Origin of the sequence: Rhizobium favelukesii, from assembly GCF_000577275.2 — a bacterium.
Classification (GTDB): Bacteria; Pseudomonadota; Alphaproteobacteria; order Rhizobiales; family Rhizobiaceae; genus Rhizobium; species Rhizobium favelukesii.
This window is the reverse complement of record NZ_HG916852.1, coordinates 2019571-2038647: the sequence shown is the minus strand read 5'-3', so window position 1 is coordinate 2038647 and position 19077 is coordinate 2019571. Positions and strand designations below refer to the sequence as shown.

12 protein-coding genes and 3 pseudogenes are annotated in these 19077 nt (G+C 53.7%); 8 read left to right on the top strand and 7 right to left on the bottom strand.

What is annotated here, in order from left to right:
- The first annotated feature begins 61 nt into the window (after positions 1 to 61).
- The 4 genes and pseudogenes from LPU83_RS48710 (at position 62) to LPU83_RS48695 (ending at position 5322) form a co-directional block, all read left to right on the top strand.
- Positions 62 to 2065, top strand: a complete 2004-nt coding sequence (locus LPU83_RS48710; RefSeq protein ID WP_024312934.1) for an AAA family ATPase — start codon at positions 62 to 64, stop codon at positions 2063 to 2065.
- A 162-nt stretch (positions 2066 to 2227) separates the two neighbouring features.
- Entirely contained in the window at positions 2228 to 2566 is a 339-nt protein-coding gene (locus tag LPU83_RS74100) for a metallophosphoesterase (RefSeq protein WP_231052167.1), read from the top strand.
- Positions 2567 to 3302: 736 nt separating this feature from the next.
- Positions 3303 to 3608 (top strand): annotated as a pseudogene (locus LPU83_RS48700) (AMP-binding enzyme); the annotation flags it as partial.
- A 106-nt stretch (positions 3609 to 3714) separates the two neighbouring features.
- Positions 3715 to 5322, top strand: a complete 1608-nt coding sequence (locus LPU83_RS48695; protein ID WP_024312936.1) for an AAA family ATPase — start codon at positions 3715 to 3717, stop codon at positions 5320 to 5322.
- A 197-nt stretch (positions 5323 to 5519) separates the two neighbouring features.
- Here LPU83_RS48695 and LPU83_RS48690 read toward each other — a convergent pair.
- The 4 genes and pseudogenes from LPU83_RS48690 to LPU83_RS48675 all read right to left on the bottom strand — a co-directional run bounded on the left by LPU83_RS48690 (position 5520) and on the right by LPU83_RS48675 (position 9753).
- Positions 5520 to 6868: pseudogene (locus LPU83_RS48690) on the bottom strand (L-serine ammonia-lyase).
- Between the two features lie 18 nt (positions 6869 to 6886).
- Positions 6887 to 7270, bottom strand: a complete 384-nt coding sequence (locus tag LPU83_RS48685; RefSeq protein WP_141652662.1) for a hypothetical protein — start codon at positions 7268 to 7270, stop codon at positions 6887 to 6889.
- 169 nt (positions 7271 to 7439) lie between these two features.
- Positions 7440 to 8273, bottom strand: coding sequence for an IS5 family transposase (locus LPU83_RS48680; protein WP_037070297.1), 834 nt, complete (start codon positions 8271 to 8273; stop codon positions 7440 to 7442).
- Positions 8274 to 8370: 97 nt separating this feature from the next.
- Positions 8371 to 9753 carry an IS701 family transposase gene (locus LPU83_RS48675; RefSeq protein ID WP_037068948.1) on the bottom strand — a complete coding sequence of 461 codons (1383 nt, stop codon included), beginning with the start codon at positions 9751 to 9753 and terminating at the stop codon, positions 8371 to 8373.
- Positions 9754 to 9920: 167 nt separating this feature from the next.
- Here LPU83_RS48675 and LPU83_RS48670 point away from each other — a divergent pair, with 167 nt between their 5' ends.
- Positions 9921 to 10838: a PD-(D/E)XK nuclease domain-containing protein gene (locus LPU83_RS48670; protein WP_024314097.1), complete on the top strand. Its 918-nt coding sequence runs from the start codon at positions 9921 to 9923 to the stop codon at positions 10836 to 10838.
- Between the two features lie 492 nt (positions 10839 to 11330).
- Positions 11331 to 11506: pseudogene (locus LPU83_RS74095) on the top strand (S-(hydroxymethyl)glutathione synthase); the annotation flags it as partial.
- A gap of 98 nt (positions 11507 to 11604) precedes the next feature.
- On the opposite strand, the gene LPU83_RS48665 reads toward LPU83_RS74095, so the two are convergent.
- Positions 11605 to 12207, bottom strand: a complete 603-nt coding sequence (locus tag LPU83_RS48665) for a hypothetical protein (protein ID WP_024314095.1) — start codon at positions 12205 to 12207, stop codon at positions 11605 to 11607.
- Positions 12208 to 12439: 232 nt separating this feature from the next.
- Here LPU83_RS48665 and LPU83_RS72800 point away from each other — a divergent pair, with 232 nt between their 5' ends.
- Both LPU83_RS72800 and LPU83_RS48660 read left to right on the top strand, forming a co-directional pair.
- A complete protein-coding gene (locus LPU83_RS72800; protein WP_162392071.1) occupies positions 12440 to 12793 on the top strand; it encodes a hypothetical protein in 354 nt (117 codons plus the stop codon).
- Positions 12682 to 16140: an SIR2 family protein gene (locus LPU83_RS48660; RefSeq protein ID WP_082321199.1), complete on the top strand. Its 3459-nt coding sequence runs from the start codon at positions 12682 to 12684 to the stop codon at positions 16138 to 16140. The genes LPU83_RS72800 and LPU83_RS48660 overlap by 112 nt, the downstream gene beginning before the upstream one ends.
- 449 nt (positions 16141 to 16589) lie before the next feature.
- Here the strand turns inward: LPU83_RS48660 and LPU83_RS48655 are convergent, their stop codons facing one another.
- Together LPU83_RS48655 and LPU83_RS48650 are read right to left on the bottom strand one after the other, a co-directional pair.
- Complete coding sequence (locus LPU83_RS48655) at positions 16590 to 17366, bottom strand: DUF4435 domain-containing protein (RefSeq protein ID WP_024314092.1); 777 nt, start codon at positions 17364 to 17366, stop codon at positions 16590 to 16592.
- 3 nt (positions 17367 to 17369) lie between these two features.
- Positions 17370 to 18482, bottom strand: a complete 1113-nt coding sequence (locus LPU83_RS48650) for an AAA family ATPase (RefSeq protein WP_024314091.1) — start codon at positions 18480 to 18482, stop codon at positions 17370 to 17372.
- Between the last annotated feature and the right edge of the window lie 595 nt (positions 18483 to 19077).

Here is a 19077-nt window from a genome sequence, read left to right as displayed (position 1 = left end):
CAGCAGGTGGTACTATTTCGACCACGGGCTGATCGGCTAGCGACAAAAGGGGGAGCGAACCATGGACAAAGCCCTGACCGATAGCCTGGACCGTTATATTGCAAAGCTGCAGCAAGCAGCCGAACAGCTCAAAACCCCTCGAACAATCGAATTCCGGCTGACGAAACGGAATCTACCCGCAATCGCTCGCAAGTCTGCCACTAACTTTCTAGCTTATTGCGCTCTTGTGGCGCTCTTCCGCAGAAACATCGGTGCGCTCTCCGAACCTTCCTGCGTCGCAGTGATCGCCGTCCCGTCCCAATGGCAACTCAAGGACGTCCATGACGCTGCGAACATCATCTTTAAGGACAAGAAGGGCGTTAAATTCTGCCTTCACCCCACTTCCAAGCATAAGCGTGGATGGGAGATCGACCCAGCGGAATTCCTTGAGACGGGAGAGAAACTAATTGTATTCACTCAGGAGGGCTCTGTCCTTCATGAGGATTTCGAGCTGGCGGCCACGCTCTTTGACAGGCTCGCTATTTGCGATGTGCAACACCTACGAGCCCTATGTGTCTTGCGCAAATGCGGCACACTGACGGACGAACAGGCAGGGGTCATCGCGGAACAAGCGTCGGAGCGCATGGAAGCCATCTTTCGTCGGGACCAACCAGCGAGCCGGGCCGCGATAAAGCTATTGAAGGCGGCGAAGGCCGCTCCCGGCAACGAGCGGCTTCTGGATGTCACCAAGGGCTTCGGCGAAGCGAGCGTATGGGCTGAGTCCTTGAAGAAAGACCTTGCAGATTGGCGACAAGGAAAACTTCCATGGACGGAGGTGGACAAGGGTTGTCTGTTGTACGGGCCACCGGGGACAGGAAAGACGCGTTTTGCCGCCGCTCTTGCGGCTCACTGCGGCCTGCATCTGGAAGCAACCTCAATCCCGAAGTGGCAGTCTTACAAAGACGGCGATCTCGGTGACATGTTGAAGGCCATGTATCAAGCGTTCGGTTCGGCCAAGGAAAATGCGCCCTGTCTATTGTTCCTGGATGAATTCGACGCCATTGGCGACCGAGCCAAATTTCCTAGTCGCCACGAGACCTATTCCACAACAGTCGTGAACGCGCTCTTAGAATGCTTGGACGGAACGGAAGGACGCGAGGGCGTTATCGTCCTTGGTGCGTGCAACTATCCGGAGCGGATCGACCCTGCCCTTCTAAGGAGCGGTCGGCTCGAAAAACACGTCAAATTTCCTTTGCCTGACGCAACAGCGCGAGGAGAAATCCTTGAGTTTCATCTCCCTACCTTGAGCGGTGATGCCGCGCTCAGGGAAATAGCTGCGCGAATGCCTGGCAAGAGCGGCGCTGATATCGAAAGACTGGCGCGAGAAGCGAGAAGGATCGCCCGGAAGGAAAATCGAAATGTCAACATTTCGGACGTTAGATCGCAGGTGCAAGTGCCCCCTCCGCTCGACGCCAAAACCTTATACCGTGTTGCAATCCATGAGGCAGGGCACGCCCTCGTGACCCACGCATTGATGCTCGGCAAGATCGAGTGGGTCGAAATCTACGACAACGTTGAAAACTTCGCCACCGCTGTCGATGCAAATGGCGGCATGTTTCTGGTAAAGCCTCACCGGGAGTTTTTGACTCGTTGGGACGCGATGGAGATGATCACCTCGGATTTGGCAGGAGCTGCAGCTGAAGACTTGATTTTCGGACACCGAGCCAATTGGTCGACGGGGAACAAGAGCAGCGATTTCGCCAGCGCGACCACGTTGGCGATCCGAATGGTGACGGAATACGCTTTTGGAAACTCATTGTATTATCTTCCTGGGTCAGTCGACATGACGTTCCCTACCAAGCTCTGGGAGGACCTAGCGCTGCGTGATGACGTTACGGAAATTCTTCAAGAGCAATATCAGCGAGCAAGAAATATGCTCGATGGCCTCAAGCCCGCACTGCTCAAGCTTGCGGACGCGCTCGTCAAACACAAGCGCCTCGATGCTAGGCAGTTGGAGGCGTACTGGCCGGGGTCGCGAAAGGCCCCTCCGTCGACACCCCAGAGCCGAAGCCGCCGCCAACATTAGCGGTCCTTAACGTAATCAAAACCCTACCGAGCAGGTACGAGCCGTGCTCTAACACGGCCGACGGAGGCCCTGTGAAATCTTGGATCATCAGCGACATCCATGAAAGCCGCCTTACCAGGTTAAGTACGCGACCCGCCCAAGGTTCCAGAAGCAGACCTCTGCGTGTGCGCGGGCGACATCACGAACTTCATCGATGACAGCATTTCTTATATCCGCCGGGTCATCGAGCCAAAGATGCCGGTGGTGCTTGTACTAGGAAATCACGATTTTTACGGCAGCAGCATCAGCGGGGCACTGGAGCGTGCCCGACGGCTCGTTGAAGGAAGCCAAATCCATCTCCTTGAAAACGAGACCGTCACCATCGGTGACTGCCGGTTCATCGGCGCGACCTTATGGACTGATTTCGCGGTGTCCGTTGGGGAAGATGAGCACATCCCGCCGGAAGAGCGGCGCGTTAAAGCTTTCGAACTCGTGCCATCGCGCATGAAGGATTTCCAGTGAATTTATCGGTCGGACTCTCTTAGTTCGGCGAAAACGGCATGGTAACGGCCCGGGAAATCCTCGAACGCCACAGAGATAGCCGGAAATTTATCGACATGGAGTTGTCGGTCGATTTTCAAGGACGAACCGTTGTCGTTTCCCATCACGCGCCCTCAATGCGAAGCTTCGATCCGGCGTTCTTTGGAAATGTGACGAACGCCGCCTTCGCGTCTGACCTTTCCGATCTTATCAGGTGGCGGAAGCCAAGCCTGTGGGTCCACGGACATATCCACAAATTCCGAGACTACATGGCAGATCAAACCCGAATCATTTGCAACCCGCTAGGTTACCGAGGAGAATTTTATTCATCTGGGTTCCGACTAGAATACCACATTGAACTGTAAATTCCCAACCAGGACTAGACGGTGGCCTAAAGAGGAAGCGCGTCGCCACCCGTCCGCGTCTCGTCTTCGACCCTGGTTTTCGGTTGTACGCGCGTCAGGCCCGCTTTCGGGTTTGACAATCGTTTTCTCGAAGAAAGTAACTTTCATGACCACGGCCCCTCTTGGTCCGCATTTCTTCGGTTTGGAGCACTTTTCGGCGCTTTCCTGATCAGCTTTGTCGCGTGGACCGTCGTGTTCGTAAACGCAGTAGCGCCCCTATGCCTAGATGAATAAAGACGACCTTCTCGGCCCCGAGGTCCATTTCGCAGCGACAAGATGCAATTTCAGCAACACCTCGTTGCTGACGAGAGGCCTATCCGCATGCGATTAAGGGGTCAGGGCATCCATTGCTACGTGACGCTGATGGCGGGTACGATGGGTCGGACGAACTGCGCCAGCAGCTGATCAAGCATGTCCGCACAGAAATCGGCCCTATTGCGGCCCCTGACAGCATACAGTTCGCGCCCGGCCTCCCGAAGACACGCTCAGGTAGGATCATGCGTCGCATCCTTCGCAAGATCGCTGAAGAAGACTTCGGCTCGCTGGGCGATACGTCCACCCTCGCCGACCCCACCGTAGTCGATGATCTAATAGCGAACAGGCAGGCAATTCGAATTTAAGGATGTATCGAGACGCCCTTCCCGGCGAAAAGTAAAAGAACAAGTTGAAACCTCAACGCGAGGTTTTCTAAACTTCTGCTTGTTTCGATTCTACCGGGAGGGGCGAATGCGCATTAAAAAAGTTCGACTTAAGAACGGGTACAAGCGCTTCCATGATCTAACAATCGATCTCGGCCAATCTCCTGCGAGAATAGTAGCGCTCGTCGGGCCCAACGGCAGTGGGAAAAGCAGCGTGCTCGACGGTATGCTCTATCACCAACAGGCTCATGGCTCGACTGGATCACATTCGAATGACGACGGGCCCACCTACCATTTTATGGGCGATGCAGGAAACTATGAGGCCATAATCATTGATTTCGTGCAGGGTTCCTTTCAAGAGGTGCGTAGCGCACGCGAAAAGCAAGGGAAACCAAACACCGTTTTTTCTTTCCGAAGCCCGTACCGCTACAACAACCATGTGAAAATCGACACCATAACGTCAACTACTCCAATTCGTGAGAATAACTACGGAGCGAGATACGCGTCCGCGCTCGACTCCAAGATGGAGCAAAACTACCGACGGCTTCAGGCGCTCGTAAATCGATACATGCAGGACAATGACGTAAGGCCAAGTGAGGCACGCGCCAAGGTGATTGGCGACCTCAATGCTTCAATTAGCAAATGTCTCGATCTTGAGATCACAAGCGTTGGGAACGTTGAAGCGTCGCAAGGCACGCTTTACTTTAGCAAGCCTGACAGTCCGCGCGAATTCGAGTTCAACGTGCTTTCTTCCGGCGAAAAGGAGGTCATCGATCTTCTGCTCGATCTTTATCTCCGACGCGACGACTATGATGACAGTGTTTTCCTAATCGACGAACCAGAACTCCACATCAACACAGCCATCCAAGGCAGCCTTCTGACCGAAATTGATCGCCTCGTTGGCCCAGATTGTCAGATATGGATCACTACGCACAGCATCGGCTTTCTGAAGGCGCTCCAGACACAGATGAAGGATCGGTGTCAGATCATCCAATTCCGTGGAGACTTAAACCTCGCCTCGACCGTTCAGACACTGACGCCGCTGGAGCCATCCACCTCAGCTTGGCGGGACCTTTTCGCGGTTGCCCTAGACGACCTCGCAACGCTTGTCGCCCCAAAGACTATTATATATTGCGAGGGCCGCGATGCGCCAGGCAAAGCTGGTTCTGAAAGGGGGATGGACGCTCAGGCTTTCAACGCGATCTTCAACCGAGACATGCCTGATGCCATGTTCATTTCTAGTGGCGGGAATACGGAACTCGATCAACGAAGCGCCGTTGCGATTGCGATCTTGAGCAAGGTCTTTCCCGAGATCGAAATCTTGGTCTTCAAGGATCGAGACATGGCCTCGGGCAAGATCACAGATGAGAATGACCGTCAGGTCTACCTAAAGACAAACCCACAAAATCATAGGGTTATGAAGCGATTTGAGATCGAGAACTACCTCTACGACAAAGAGGTCTTGGCGGCATATTGCGCAGCCAACGCCCTGCAATTCGACGAGGCGTCCTACGACAACCTGGTCTGTGACATCGTCAATCAAAACCTGAAAGACGTAACCGGACACATCAAGAGCATCTGTGGCATTAAGGGGAGCATCAACGCGGAGACCTTCAAAGTTTCGCTCGCTCGCCACGTTGATGAAGGCATGGCCGCTTACAAAGAGCTGTACGGCTGTATCTTCAATCGAGAATGACTGGTTTCGTAGCGCGAGTGGATGTTTTCGCAGTAGGTGGATGTTAATGGCTCCCGCCAAAATCTTGAAGATTAGCTCGTTAGGCGTTGGCCATATTGCATCCGGCGATTTCCCTTTCCTGCGTCCCACCACGCGTAAACACGAACCTGCTAGCTATTGCTTATGCGTTCTCCGGTGCCACGCCATACGAAGTGGCGTCAGCATTCTGGGACGTTGACCGCCAACCCACCCAGGCCGGTTTCTTTGTATTTTTCAGACATGTCGTTACCGGTCTGCCTCATGGTCTCGATGCAAGCATCCAGGCGAACAAAGTGAGTGCCGTCGCCTCGTAAGGCGAGCGAGGCGGCAGTCATGGCCTTCACCGCACCGAACGCATTCCGTTCGATGCAAGGAACCTGGACTAGGCCCGCCACCGAATCACATGTCATTCCCAGGTGGTGCTCTAGCGCGATTTCTGCTGCATTCCCTATTTGAGCTGGCGTTCCACCCAATACCGCTGCAGCGCCAGCAACAGCCATGGCGGAGGCAGAGCCCACCTCGCCCTGACAGCCGACCTCTGCACCGGAGATCGACGCATTATGCTTGATCACACCACCAACAGCAGCCGACGTCAGAAGGAACATCCGGCGCTCGTCAACTCCAACCTCATTATGCAAGTAATCGAGATAGCGCATCACAGCAGGCACAACGCCAGCAGCGCCGTTTGTAGGAGCGGTCACAACACGGCCGCCAGCTGCGTTTTCCTCGTTGACGGCCATTGCAAAGACCGACAACCAATCATTTGCATGCATGGGACCAACGGAATTCTGAGCCTTTTCTGCTTTCAGTCGCTCACCGATTTTGCTCGCGCGTCGCTTTACCTTTAGCCCTCCAGGGAGAATACCCTCGTGAGCCAGCCCCCGGTTGATGCAATCGTTCATAGTCTCCCAAAGCTGGTCGAGACCCTTGTTGAGTGATTGTTCCGACTGAAAGGCAAGCTCTTTTGCTCGCTTCATCGCAGCTATGGAGAGACCACTTTGCTCGGCCATGCTGAGCATCTCAGTGGCTGTCGCAAATGGGTACGGGACATTTTTTTCGTTGGTTGGCCTTGCACTTCTCGTGGTCTGTAGTCCCTCACCAGAGACCACGAAACCGCCCTCGATAGAGAAATACGTCCGGCGCAACAGCAGGACGCCGCTGTTATCGTAGGCTTCGAAGACCATACCATTCGCATGGCCAGGTAGCGGCGTCTTACGATCCAGGACGAGATCGCGATCAGGATCGAAATCGTATCCTGGATGTCCAGCAGGCTCGATGCGACGGCTCGCTCGAACAGTTCCAAAGTCGCATCGACCGCATCAAGATCGATGGTCGCGGGCAAAAACCCACAGAGACCAAGGACTACGGCGCGATCAGTGGCGTGCCCAACCTCGGTGTAGGCCAGCGATCCGTGTAATGTAGCTTTAATTCGCGTCGGATGAGCGTTGTTCGGTCTCGGCCATTCCCCGTCCTGTTGATTTCCACGTCGGACATGGACGACGCTCTGGACGCAATGTCGAAAGTACACGACGTGCCAGCGTGGGTCTCAATCGCTACTTTGCTCGTTGCGGGAACCGTATTGATCTTCGGCAACTGGATAGCATCGGTCACTCATCCCGCCGACGCTCTGCCCGGAATGCTGATCAAGTTGGTCATCATCGCGCTCGGTACTGGCGTCTACCGGCTGCTGGCGTTCACCAAAATCCCTTTTAGTTTGCTGGGTTTCGCTCATCGCAGTGCTGGCAATTGCCCCGTTCTCTCCGACGGCGGCATTCATTAGGCTACTCGCTGCAAAGGTAACGCTGCTGCCACTGGTCACGCCGGTTCTCGCATACGCGGGCTTGTCAGTAGCAAAAGACCTTCCAATTTTGAGGAATCTAGGCTGGCGCATCGTGGTGGTATCTCTTGTCGCGAACGCCGGTACCTTCATCTGCGGAACCCTCATCGCTGAATTCTTTCACTAAGCGTTTCCCCGCGAGGCACTTTGCCTTGCTGCTTGGCCCGGTCGCCAGATCGGGCCTTCTTCGTTGCCGATTTGAGCAAGCTGGAAGTCAGCCCTTTTCGACCTGTCGTGTTTTAGAGTCGGACTCGAAAAGAGTTCAATGGTAACAATACCTTGCGAGACGTCTAGTGATGAGGCGGATATGGGCGATCATGATCCATGCCTCGGCTGAAGCGATGGATTTTTCGACGTCCTTCGCCAATCTCCGGCACCTTCCAAGCCATGCAAATGTTCGCTCGACGACCCAACGGCGTGGTAGCACTTCGAAGCCTTTGGTCTTGTCGCTGCGCTTGATGATTTCGACCGTGAAGCGACCGACCTTCTTCAGCTTCCGTTTCAATTTGTCGCCCGCATAGCCACCGTCGGCGAAAACATGCAGCAACCATGGCCATCTGTGACAAATGGATTTCAGTAAATCGGGAGCGCCATCGCGGTCCTGGATATCGGCGCTGTGAACCATGAGGCCAACCAGCAGGCCGAGTGTGTCGACGACGATATGGCGCTTGCGGCCCTTGATCTTTTTGCCGGCGTCGTAACCTCGAATGCCGCCGCTTTCGGTGGTTTTGACGCTTTGGCTGTCGATCACGCCTGCCGTAGGACTGGCCTCTTTGCCTTCCAGTTCGCGCGCCGCCATCACTAGATGGTGGTTGATGCGGGCCCAAAGCCCAATACCCCGCCACGCATAGAAGTATCGCTGAACCGTCGAGCACGGCGGAAAGTCCTTTGGCAGCATCCGCCATTGGCAGCCGGTCGAGGCGATATACAAAAGCGCATTCATGACCTCACGCAGCACCGTTGTTCGCGGTCGCCCAAGTCGACGGGGCGCAGGTAGGAGCGGCTCGACAATTCGCCATTCTCTATCCGTCATATCGCTTGCATAGCGTGCTGCTCGCCGGGCATATTGCCGACGGGTGGTTTCGGTCCAGGCCATCGTGAACTCCATCGAATCTTCGCAAATCCGAAGGAATCACAACCTGTTGAAATCACCCACTTCTTTTTGAGGCAGCCTCTTAGCTCGACTTTGTACATTATGCAGCGAAGCAAAGTGCTTGTGTCATCCGCTTGAGGCGGCTTGGTTGAGTTTCAGGAATGTCCGGGTCTGGCGGGTGCTGTCGATAAATATCCTGATCCCACAGGATCATGCGAACCGCACCGATGGCATCGGAGAAGGTGAACTCTGTTTTCTTGTACCAGGCGGCGGCATAGGGAAGGACGCCATGACCGAGCAGATCGCATGCCCAGAGTGTGACGAGGCTGTAGAGCGCCAGCAGCGACGGGGTCGTGCGCATGATGGCTTTGTCGTTCCACTGCCGTTGGGTTTCCACGCCAAGATGCGCTCGCGTTTCGGCGAAGGTGACCTCGATCTGCCAGCGCCGAACGAAATAGGCAATGATCTGAGCGGGCTCAAGGTTGACGTTGGTGCTCATGAACGCCTGGGGTTCACGACGGCCTGATGGATCGCGAACGAGAACCCAGCGAATTGGTCTTGGGGGCGTTCCACGCCGATACCAGAGGCCGGTTCCTGATGTGACATCAAGGGTTTTGTCGGTTTGCTTGCCGTACCAGGACGATGCGACGATGCGCTGCCACTCGGTCTTTGCGTCTTTGAGGAGCGTTTTCAGTTTCGGCAATGGCCTGCCTTTTTGCGCCGGTCGCCCGAGCGTATGTTCGTGCCGTTGATCTGGTGGAGCAAAGAGACTGGCATCCAGACGCAACCGCGTGATGAGAGTGGCCGTGTCGGGAAGAGCCGCAGCCAGTGTATGAACGGCAAAGCTGCTATCGCCGACAAAGATGATTTCGCGGCCCGGCAGCCAGCGGCAAAGCTGCAAGACGCCTTGCCTTGCCCAATCAGTCAGCAGCTTGTGCTTTCGGCCCTTCTTCTGATCATGGCGCTCAGAGGGACACAGGATCGTCAGCACCGGCAGGGCTTTAATACATTTTGCCCATGGGACAGGTGAAAGAACCATGAAGCTCAACCATCTCAAGCCGCTGGCCTTGACAAAGTGGCCATGGCTGGAGCGCACCGGGTCACGATAAATTCCACGCGCGGCGATGCGTTGGCCCCAACGCCGTTCGATTGTATCATCCATGCCAATCACGACAGGGCCCTCGGGCACGAGCCGGGCAACAATGATGGACAGCAGACGGGCCGCCAACGTGCGAGGGTTCCAGCGGGCTCGGTTGAGGAGTTGATGATAGGCGGCAAAATTACTTACCTCCGCGCGTCCGGTGATGCGCAGGCAGGCCGTCACCGTTCGCTTGCCAGGCGAAAGGAGCGCACCCATCACCAGGACCAGCAGATGCTCCCAGCTTGGCGCGGTAAACCAGAAACGAAACGGCGACAGCCATTTGCGAAGGATGTGGGGGACCGCGTCTCCCGGCTCACGGCTACAATCATGTTGTTCGCTCATCCATTCGTTCGAATCCGATCAAACGAATGGCGCAAGGCCGGGACCCTGCGGCGAATTGATTCACCCAGGGCTGCTCAGATGCCCCCGAAATCACCACCGATTTTGTACAAAGTCGAGCTTAGATATCGAGGCTCATTAATTCAACTTTTCAGTTTGGGGGGAATCGAATGGTCTCGGAAGAAAAGCAACCGACGATTTGGATAAATGCTGATTCAGCGATCAACGCATGCCGCCAGCAACTTCGCGTGTGTGAGACAACGAACAAGTGGTACAGGGATAGAAACGACGATCATCAGGAAACTGAGGAATTTGGAGATCAGAAAAAATACCTTGCGCACACTCTGTTCCAAGCACACCTCAGAATATTGTTACTCATCGAAGAATCGAAAATACCGATGTACCGGGAAACCTACCTACAGGGTTTCAAGTCCTTCAAGAACCTCGCGACGGTCATACATTGGAGCGAAGACCAGGACGTTCTGTACAGCAAGCCATTGATCTACATTGAGCAGCATTTTGAAGCGCTGCAATCAATGGTACTGCAGAACCAAGTGACGCAGGTTAGTGCGTTGTCAATATTCGAGCGCATACTCAACCATACCCCCTATATTCTCGCCGACGCGGACATTACTCCGACCAATGAATCCCAAGTGCGCAACGCATTGTACAACGTTCTGAAATTGGTGTTTCCGGATATGAGGCGCGAGATACCTATTGCGCATGTCATCAAGCAGTACAAAGCCGATTTGGGTAGCTCCGCGCTCAAAACGCTTGTTGAGGTTAAGTACGCACTCGACGAAAAGGAGCTTCGGAGCCAGATCGATGGGGTATTTGCTGATATGAAGGGATACGCTGGGAATCCGTCCCAATGGAACAAGTTTTACGCCTTGTTCTACACGGCAAAGCCGGTCACATCTCCAGAGAGAATGCTTGCACATTTTGAGGGTGTCGAAGCAAGCATCGACTGGACCCCGATCATTGTTCACGGCCCAGGTATACGCAAATCGAAACTAAGCTACACTTCCACTCCAGAGAGCCCCGCAGCACAATCCGGTCCTCATAAGAAAAGGAAGAAGGAAGCCTAGTTTCTCATCTCCCGAGGTCCCAAAAAACCCCTGCCATGTTTCGCAGCGCATCCCGCGACAACGTTCCCAGTACATGCTCATTCGGAGCGTGCTGATTGCATCCGCCGTAGCTGTGAGGCACCCAAACTGTGGGCACCCCAAGGACATGGCTAAAGGCATCGTTTGGAATGGAGCCAGCTAAGTTCGGCAGAATATGTGGTGCCTTCCCGTGTGTTCTTGTTATCGAAACCGTGACCGCCTTCACCCACGATCCGTCGACATCTGTGCGTGTCGCAGGAAACGCTTCCGACTTACGAGACACAATCTCGACGTTTTGGAAGCCCTCACGATCAAGATGCCTTCTGAGCGCCGGAATGTCAGCAGGATCGGTTCCGACTACAAAGCGGAGCTGGCACGTCGCCTGAGCTTGCCCGGAGATCGCGTTCTGTGGAGACTCTGGATTTCCGGCCCTCATCGCCAGGACCGCAAAGCTGTTCCATCCGAAGGCGCGTTCCAGGTTTTGCAGCGTTTGTCTCGTCCGTCATCGAATCTGCGTGAATCCGGATGAGATGGACGGCATTTGAACGAAACTGCGCGAGGTTGGTCTCGAACCGTACGATTGCTTATCGCCAGGGCTGATGGACTATCTGGCCACCTGGACAGCGAAGAAGACTGGCACCCTGAGCTAAGCGATTTGTAGCGGCCAGCACGTCTACCCGCTACCTCCACTCGAAATAGCACCCCAATACTGAGACTGCGGCCACACGGCATTTGGACCGGTGCCGCATCAACGATAATCGCTATCATAGCGGCACGCACCAGTCTCTTGGAGCATAGTTACGGTGGCATCCGCCAACGTTGTAATGTGGTGATGTGCGGCGATAAGGCCTTCCACGTCGATAAGAAGAGGATCGAAGCGATTGCCTGCTAGGTCCGCAGGATAGCGAAACGCTTCGCCCGATTTGTCGACGTTGTCGATGTGAACTAGCACACGACGTGTTTGCTCATTCCAGCCATCCCCCCCTTCCATCAAACCCTCCTCAATGAGGAACTTGTCGAGGCGATCATTGAGTACAAGCAGACTATGGCCCTCGATCTTCAGCGGCCTATTTGCGAAAAAGCTGCACTCGGTCAGGGCGTATTTCAGAGACAACTCCATGCTGTGCCGAGCCAAATTTGTCATTGGTATCAGAAGGTATTCTTGTGCCGGGTAGCGCTGACAGTAGTCCCGAGCCATCGTTTCGAACGCTACCTCATAGGCAAATGAATAGTAACTCCATGTGCGCTCGAAAGCGGATGGGTTCGGCTGAGGCTTAAGAAATCGATGAAGCTTCGCGGGAAAGTCATCCTTCAGCTGACGTTCTATGATCGCATCAAAATCAACAGCCATAACGTTCCCACCCACAATTTGTCAGCCACAGCTTCTACTTGAGCGAGAAGTCTGCCATGTATCGATCATCAGCTGCAAAGAGATTCCTGTGCGATTTACCCCCATCGGACCATCGATACCTGACGAACTGCTCTGGGCTCGGGATCAAGGGCGAGTAGTCTTTTTCTGCGGAGCAGGCGTATCGCTTGCACGCGCTGCGCTTCCCGACTTTTTCGGCCTTGCGGAAAAGGTTATGGCGCAACTTGCTATTTCGCCGGATAGTCCCATCGTAAAAGTGCTTAGCGAGGCACGGGAAATAGGCAAGCGCACAGGGATCGACGGCCTCGTATCTGCCGACCGCATCTTCGGCCTGCTTGAGCGCGATTTTCCTCAGCATGACATCTACGCAGCCGTTGCACATGCCCTCGACCCTGGACCGGCCAGCGACGCAAGCGCACACGAAATTCTTGTAAAGCTTGCAACCACTAGGGGGGCTTGGTTCGTATCGTCACTACAAACTTTGACCGGCTGTTTGACGGCTGCAGAGCGGGTCTCAAGACATTTCAGCCACCTCACCTTCCCAATCCGGCACGCCCAAAGGAAATGAACGGCATCGTTTACCTCCACGGAAAAGCTACCCCAGAATACAATGGTGCAGAGGAGGATGGCTTTGTCCTGTCCAGCTCAGAGTTTGGACGCGCTTATCTATCGGATGGGTGGGCGACAACCTTCATCAGAGAGATCATTGAGCGATATGTAGTCGTTTTCATCGGCTACGGCGCAGACGATCCACCCGTGCAATATCTGCTGGAAGCCCTAAACAAGACAAACGGCAGTCTGGATGGTGTGTTTGCGTTGCAATCCGGTGAAGCCGAATACGCGACAATGAGATGGAGGCATAAGGGTGTCCGAGCTATCGCCTATGATCCAGCCAATCGCCATGCTGCCCTTTGGTCAACCCTTGAGAAATGGGCCGAACGAGCGACGAATCCGGATGCTTGGGTGCAATCTGTTGTGCAGATGGCGAAAGGCGGGCCGGAGAACCTTGAGCCATATCAACGGGGTCAAGTCGCTCACCTCGTAGGAAGCGTTGAGGGTGCACGGGCTCTCTTCGATACCACACCCCCGCCGCCAGCCACATGGCTCGCGGTTCTTGATCCTTATCGACGCTACGCTGCTCCCGAACGCGAGAAGCGGTTTGACGAGGAAACACCGTTTATCGACCCCTTCGACCTCTACGGCTTGGATTCGGACGTGATCCCGGAGAAGGTCGACCCAGAAGATGACTACGCTAAGCGCAAGGTCCCGCCGGATGCTTGGGACGGCTTCCTTCTGAACAAATCAGATCGGATGGCGCTGCTGGATGAAAACATTAGTTCCTTGCGTGGATACTCCTCAGCAAGTGTGCCTCGCCTTCCTTCGCGGCTAGACCAAGTTGGGACTTGGATTGCGAAAGTCTCTCACCAGCCTGCAGTTCTCTGGTGGGCAACTCGCCAAGGTAATCTTCACCCTCAACTTCTCCGTCAAATCGGCTTCTGGCTTGAGAAGAAGGGCGACGACAAGCTTGGCGAGCCGCTACGATCAGCGTGGCGTTTCTTTTTAGACAGTTGGCAGCGACAACTGCGAAGCTCAGACGATTTCTTTCAGTTGGGAGACGACATCCGATTGAACGGTTGGAACGGCACATTGGTCCGTCAGTTTTCGGACATTGCACTTCCATTTATCAAAGTTGAAACTGCATCATTCGATGGGCCAGTCGCGCCAATTGAAATTGGAGACGTCGAGATCGGCCAACTTGTCTCGCTCGATGTGGAGTACCCAGACGTCCCAGCCGATCTAAACATTCCCGACAGCTATGTTCGTCCCATAGTGAGCAATCTTGGGAAAAACCTAGAAACCGCAGTCCAACTCGAAAAAGAGATTGGAGGTTACGGCCTGGGACATCTCAGTCCCATTTCGCCACACAATGACGGCGAGGACGACGGTGATCGGTATGGTCGGACACACGGTTTGTCCTCGTGGATGCTGTACCACGTCAAACTGATGGACCGGTTGCTTCGACTTGACCCGCAGGCTGCTCTACGGGAGTTTGAGAGCTGGAACGAAGAAGACGAGACCGTTTTCTCCCGGCTGCGGATGTGGGCGCTTGCTAAGAAAGACCTCATCGGTCCAAAGACCTTTCGGATGGTAGTGAAAAGCCTCTCAGACAACGTCTTCTGGGATAGCTTCCACGCCAGGGACTTACTGTTGGCCGTATCTGCGCGATGGCCCGACCTCGACCGTGCGACTAGAAACGAAATCGAAAGGCGTATTCTTAAGGGACCGTCACGTCGAAAGAAGGAAGGAAAAAAGCAATTCCGCGAACGCCGCGCGTGGACCGTCCTTAATCGTATCAATTGGATGAAGCTCAACGGACTTCAGCTTTCCACCGATATGGACGCCCGAAATGTTGAATTGCAGCGGGACGCTCCAGCTTGGAAGCTTGAGTATGCAGCGAGAGAGGCACGCTCGCTGGAGGGTCGCGTTGGCACGGTCAGAACAGTGTCAGACCCTACCGCTATAGTGGACGAGCCACTGGCGAACGTACTTTCCAAAGCTCTTGAGCTTTCAAAACGACGTGGTGTGGATTTCACCGAACATGACCCATTCCGTGGCTTTGTCGAACAGCGACCAGTGCGAACACTCGCGGTTTTGCGAGATGCCGCACGAAGAGGCGACTATCCCGAATGGGCTTGGCGGACGTTTCTAAACGCGAAGGCCAGAGAAAGCGATCCGGCACGTTTCTCTGCGGTGATTGCAGGTGAAATATTAAAGCATCAACCAGCGGAGATCGCAAATTTCATCCGATCCGCAGCGGATTGGCTCCAGAAGTCTACAAAGGCTCTCGCGAAATCCCACTCTGACCTTTTCTACAAGGTGCTCGAAAGGCTGATCTCTGTAGTACGTGAGCTTCCGGCGCAGAGCAAATCCTCTATTGTTCGAACATCCGAACAGCCGGATTGGACAATGGAATCGATTAATTCAGCGACCGGTGACTTGGCTGAAGCGCTCTTTGATGTTCCTCAGCGCGATCAGATAGTGCACCTGCAGGGTCTCGACAAAACTTGGAGCAGGATGGCGGAACGGTTGCTTTCCGCTCCTGGTGAACCTCGAAGGCATGCGTTAGTTATTTTTGCGCACCAATTGAATTGGCTCTACTGGGCTGACCCTCGGTGGACTGAGCAGCACTTGCTCAGTGTTCTAGAGTCGATTGAATTTGAAGACCGTCAAGCTTTTTGGGCGGGCTTCCTGTGGCGTGGACAAGCGCATGGTTACAAGCTCTTCGGCATCCTTAAGCCGCAGATGCTAGAATTGGCAAAGTCTGGAAGTCTCGAAAAGCGCGGTCACTCGGAGGCGCTAACCGGCCTTATTCTTTCAGGCTGGCGGACAAGGAACCCTGAGATTCAACAACGATTGGTTTCCGACTCTGAACTTCGGGACGTTCTGGTTAAGTCCGATGACGATTTCCGTGTTCGTGTCTTGTGGAATATGGAGCGCTCGCCGCCGGACCAGTCCGAAGATCAAAACTCTTGGATAGAAAACCTGACCGAGCTGCTTGAAAATGTTTGGCCACGCCAGATCGTTGTGAAATCGCCGAAAGTGACAGCTCGCCTTTGCGACCTCGCTTTTTCGAGTGAAGGAAATTTTGTGCAAGTCGCACAACTTGTTTTACCGCTTCTCGGAAAGGTTGGGCCAAGCCAAGTGTTTCTCCCAGCCTTGAGGAGAACTGGAAATAACGTAACGGATTCGCACCCCGGTCTTGTCCTTGCGCTACTGCATGCCGTCTTGCCGGACAACGCAAAGCTATGGCCATACGGTATCGACGCCACGCTTGACCGGATCGGACACGCTGACACGACCCTTAATAATGACGAGAGGCTTATTGAGTTGCGACGAATTTGGAATTCGCGATAGGCAAAAACCGTCCCTCCCAAGCTTCAGGATCAATGCCTTTAACTTCACCGGCCAGCCTTATTGCCCACGATCCAAACTGGGCTTCCACCCACGGGTCAGGCCACTGCTCATGCATCTAGCGGCCATATCTAGCTGCTCTCGAAGAAACCGGCAGTCTTCCAAGAGTGTCTCGATGGTCGGCCGTTGATCACCGTCGTGCCAGGCAATGGCTTGATCTACTGAACTGACTTCCTCGCGCATTTGAATTATTGCGGACATCGCACTTTCTGTAACCGGTGTTCTGCCCCCACATTGCGGGCAGCCGCCTGATCTGTGATCGACTTTCCATGGACGAGCGACAAGGAGTTTCTCCATGGAGAGTACATTGGAGTTTCTCACAACCAGAAAGTCTGCTCGTGAGGTTCACCGAAACTATTCTTCCTGAAGTGGGAGAGTGCATCGGTAACAAATTACCCTTGTCCAGGTTTCGGCAAATCCAGATTCTGGCCTATAATTTTTCGAACCAATTCGCCAATTCGCTGAAAATTCTGCCCTTTCTGGGCAGCGCCAACGGCCATAAGCTGCTTCTCGCTGAACTTGACGTCACGGCCCTTCTTCGACAGCTGCCGGTGCAAAATAGCAAAGAGCGATTTGCCACGCAGCAAGCTGCTGAATTCAATCAATATTTTATCATATAAACCTGTTGGATAAGTCTCACCTGTTTCTAGCGCTACACTGCTGGCAAAAAAATCCTGGTCATCGAGCACTTTCCCGGGGTGTGTTCTAAACGAGGCAATTTTTCCGTTGAGATGCCGGTGTATCGACAACGCATACCACTCACAGAAGCGTGTTACGTCGCTGTGAAATTGAACCTTTTCCTCAGGCGTGAGTAAATTCAGTAAAACACCGTCTGAGAATAGGTCATTTTCCACCGAATAACCCGCCGTGGTTATAAGCCCATTCAGCTCCACAAGGTCGGGAATTCCAGTATGCACCCATAAGTCGTTGTCAACGACGAATGCAAAAGGCGTGCTGAGTTTCTGCGCATCAAGCCTTTGCTTCAGCTCAAGGACAGCGTCCTTATTGCCCGCCGGTAGCATATCAATACCGATATCCCTCAGCTCTTCCTCAATACCTCTATAGAAAATTATGTCATTTTTACCCTCGACTAGGACCGTGGGTAGACTTGAGCGTTTCAGAACTTCGAAAAGCTCGTCGGTTGTGGGGACAGCCTTCTCTGCCGACATAAATTAATCACCCCGGTCCATACCGACAACCATCTCCTTGTCCGGGTACTTTCCGTAAATGAATGGCGAGTGGGTCGCGAAGATAAACTGGTTCTGCGAATTCTGAGATTTCAAGATTGGGTATAACTGCCGTTGCCAATCAACGTGGAGACTGAGTTCAGGTTCATCGATGAAAACGACTGTATTCGAGTAAAAGGCGTTGTAGCAGATGAAGCTAAGCATCTGCTTTTCCCCAGCTGACAACTTGTCGCTGTTAACGGCGGCTGCAGCATCTCCGAAACTCAGTCGCTTTCCGAAAGAAATGCCAGAGTGCTGAAACAGCTTCTCTACTAGGCCACGCACAGCGTCCAAGGGACTCATCGTCTCTGATCTAAACTGCTCAATTCTTTCAATTTCTTCGCGCGTTTCCGAAAGAAGAGAGTCTGCTGTGGTTTGTGAACCCTGGGAGCTTTCGTAGTGCTTGATCTTTTCGATAACACTGCGGCTTACCTGCTCCTGATAGGAATTGATCTCCTCAGAAAACCTAGCGTACCGCCTAAGCAATAGACCAACGATGTCCTGCGTCGATATTGCCGCCACAAAAATATGTTCGTTGTTCGATAGCTTTCGGGATAGCGACGACAAAACATCATCGACGTCAGAAGTCGTCGTTCCCCAAGCAGTCGCTCGGATGCGTGAAGGACTCTCCGACGGCAAGGAGAACCCACCCTCGATGCGTCGAAACGTCGGGAAAAAGATTGAGCTTCCTGCTTCAACTAGGTGTGGACGGACTTTGTCTTCTGCTGATTCGAAAAATGGGTGCTCCTCCGGGTCACCCACGTCGTCTTCAAAGGTTGTTACATCGCCGTTTCGCTCAAGGGTTACCTTGCAATGTGCCTTGCCAGTACGCAGAACCGTGCAAGTATATAGGTCAGTTTTTATCGTGCAAACTCTAAATGATACTTCTTGCAAAGCGTGAATAATGTTTCCGCTCACGATAAACCACGCAAGCTTCAGAATTGTCGTTTTTCCGGACCCGTTCCGACCTGTAATTACATTAAGGTCAGCATTAAGGTCATAAACTGTTTCACCGGTTTTACCAAAAAGGCCCGTTACCGAAATTTTCTCGATGATCATACTAAAACCAATACTACCGTGCGTTGACGATACCTACCGTAGATATGGTTTGGCTTCAACCGCTTCACGCTAGTTGTTTCGACAATGGGCCAGCGCGGAACACGCATTCGGATCAATGATCGCGACATGCCGTTTAGCCCCAGAGCCAAGCGAAATGCATTGAAACGTCGACTTTAAACAGAAGTGCCTCCACTTAAGCGGTTACTCTGTTTCGACCGCGTCGTTTGGCACGATAGAGAGCAGCGTCTGCTCGGTTCATCAGCGCCGCGAAGTCCTCTGCCCTTTGGTAACGGCCACCCCGACGCTTGCGGTCACGCTCATGGCCTTGTTACCAGCATCTGATCGTGCCGAGGAAATCAGGAAGAGGATGGCATCCGAACCTGTTATATGGGGCTGGCCTTCTGGTAGTTCCTCGGCGGACTCAGCGGGACTAGATCAAAAAAAGCTCAATCAATCTGAAGCAGCTCAAGAGACCTTTCATATCGCGCATCAGAACCTCTCGGAGCGATCTCATCCTGAAGCCGCTGCCTTGAGACGCGTGTTTCTTCCCTATACAGTTCGATCTCCTCGATTTTTTGCTCGAATGATTTCCGCA

What these genes read in the sequence shown, in the direction of transcription:
- LPU83_RS48710 (WP_024312934.1), top strand. Translation starts at nt 62, where the DNA reads ATGGACAAAGCCCTGACCGATAGCCTGGACCGTTATATTGCAAAGCTG.
- LPU83_RS48695 (WP_024312936.1), top strand. Translation starts at nt 3,715, where the DNA reads ATGCGCATTAAAAAAGTTCGACTTAAGAACGGGTACAAGCGCTTCCAT.
- LPU83_RS48685 (WP_141652662.1), bottom strand. Translation starts at nt 7,270, where the DNA reads ATGAAGGTACCGGCGTTCGCGACAAGAGATACCACCACGATGCGCCAG.
- LPU83_RS48680 (WP_037070297.1), bottom strand. Translation starts at nt 8,273, where the DNA reads ATGGCCTGGACCGAAACCACCCGTCGGCAATATGCCCGGCGAGCAGCA.
- LPU83_RS48675 (WP_037068948.1), bottom strand. Translation starts at nt 9,753, where the DNA reads ATGAGCGAACAACATGATTGTAGCCGTGAGCCGGGAGACGCGGTCCCC.
- LPU83_RS48670 (WP_024314097.1), top strand. Translation starts at nt 9,921, where the DNA reads ATGGTCTCGGAAGAAAAGCAACCGACGATTTGGATAAATGCTGATTCA.
- LPU83_RS48665 (WP_024314095.1), bottom strand. Translation starts at nt 12,207, where the DNA reads ATGGCTGTTGATTTTGATGCGATCATAGAACGTCAGCTGAAGGATGAC.
- LPU83_RS72800 (WP_162392071.1), top strand. Translation starts at nt 12,440, where the DNA reads ATGGCGCAACTTGCTATTTCGCCGGATAGTCCCATCGTAAAAGTGCTT.
- LPU83_RS48655 (WP_024314092.1), bottom strand. Translation starts at nt 17,366, where the DNA reads ATGTCGGCAGAGAAGGCTGTCCCCACAACCGACGAGCTTTTCGAAGTT.
- LPU83_RS48650 (WP_024314091.1), bottom strand. Translation starts at nt 18,482, where the DNA reads ATGATCATCGAGAAAATTTCGGTAACGGGCCTTTTTGGTAAAACCGGT.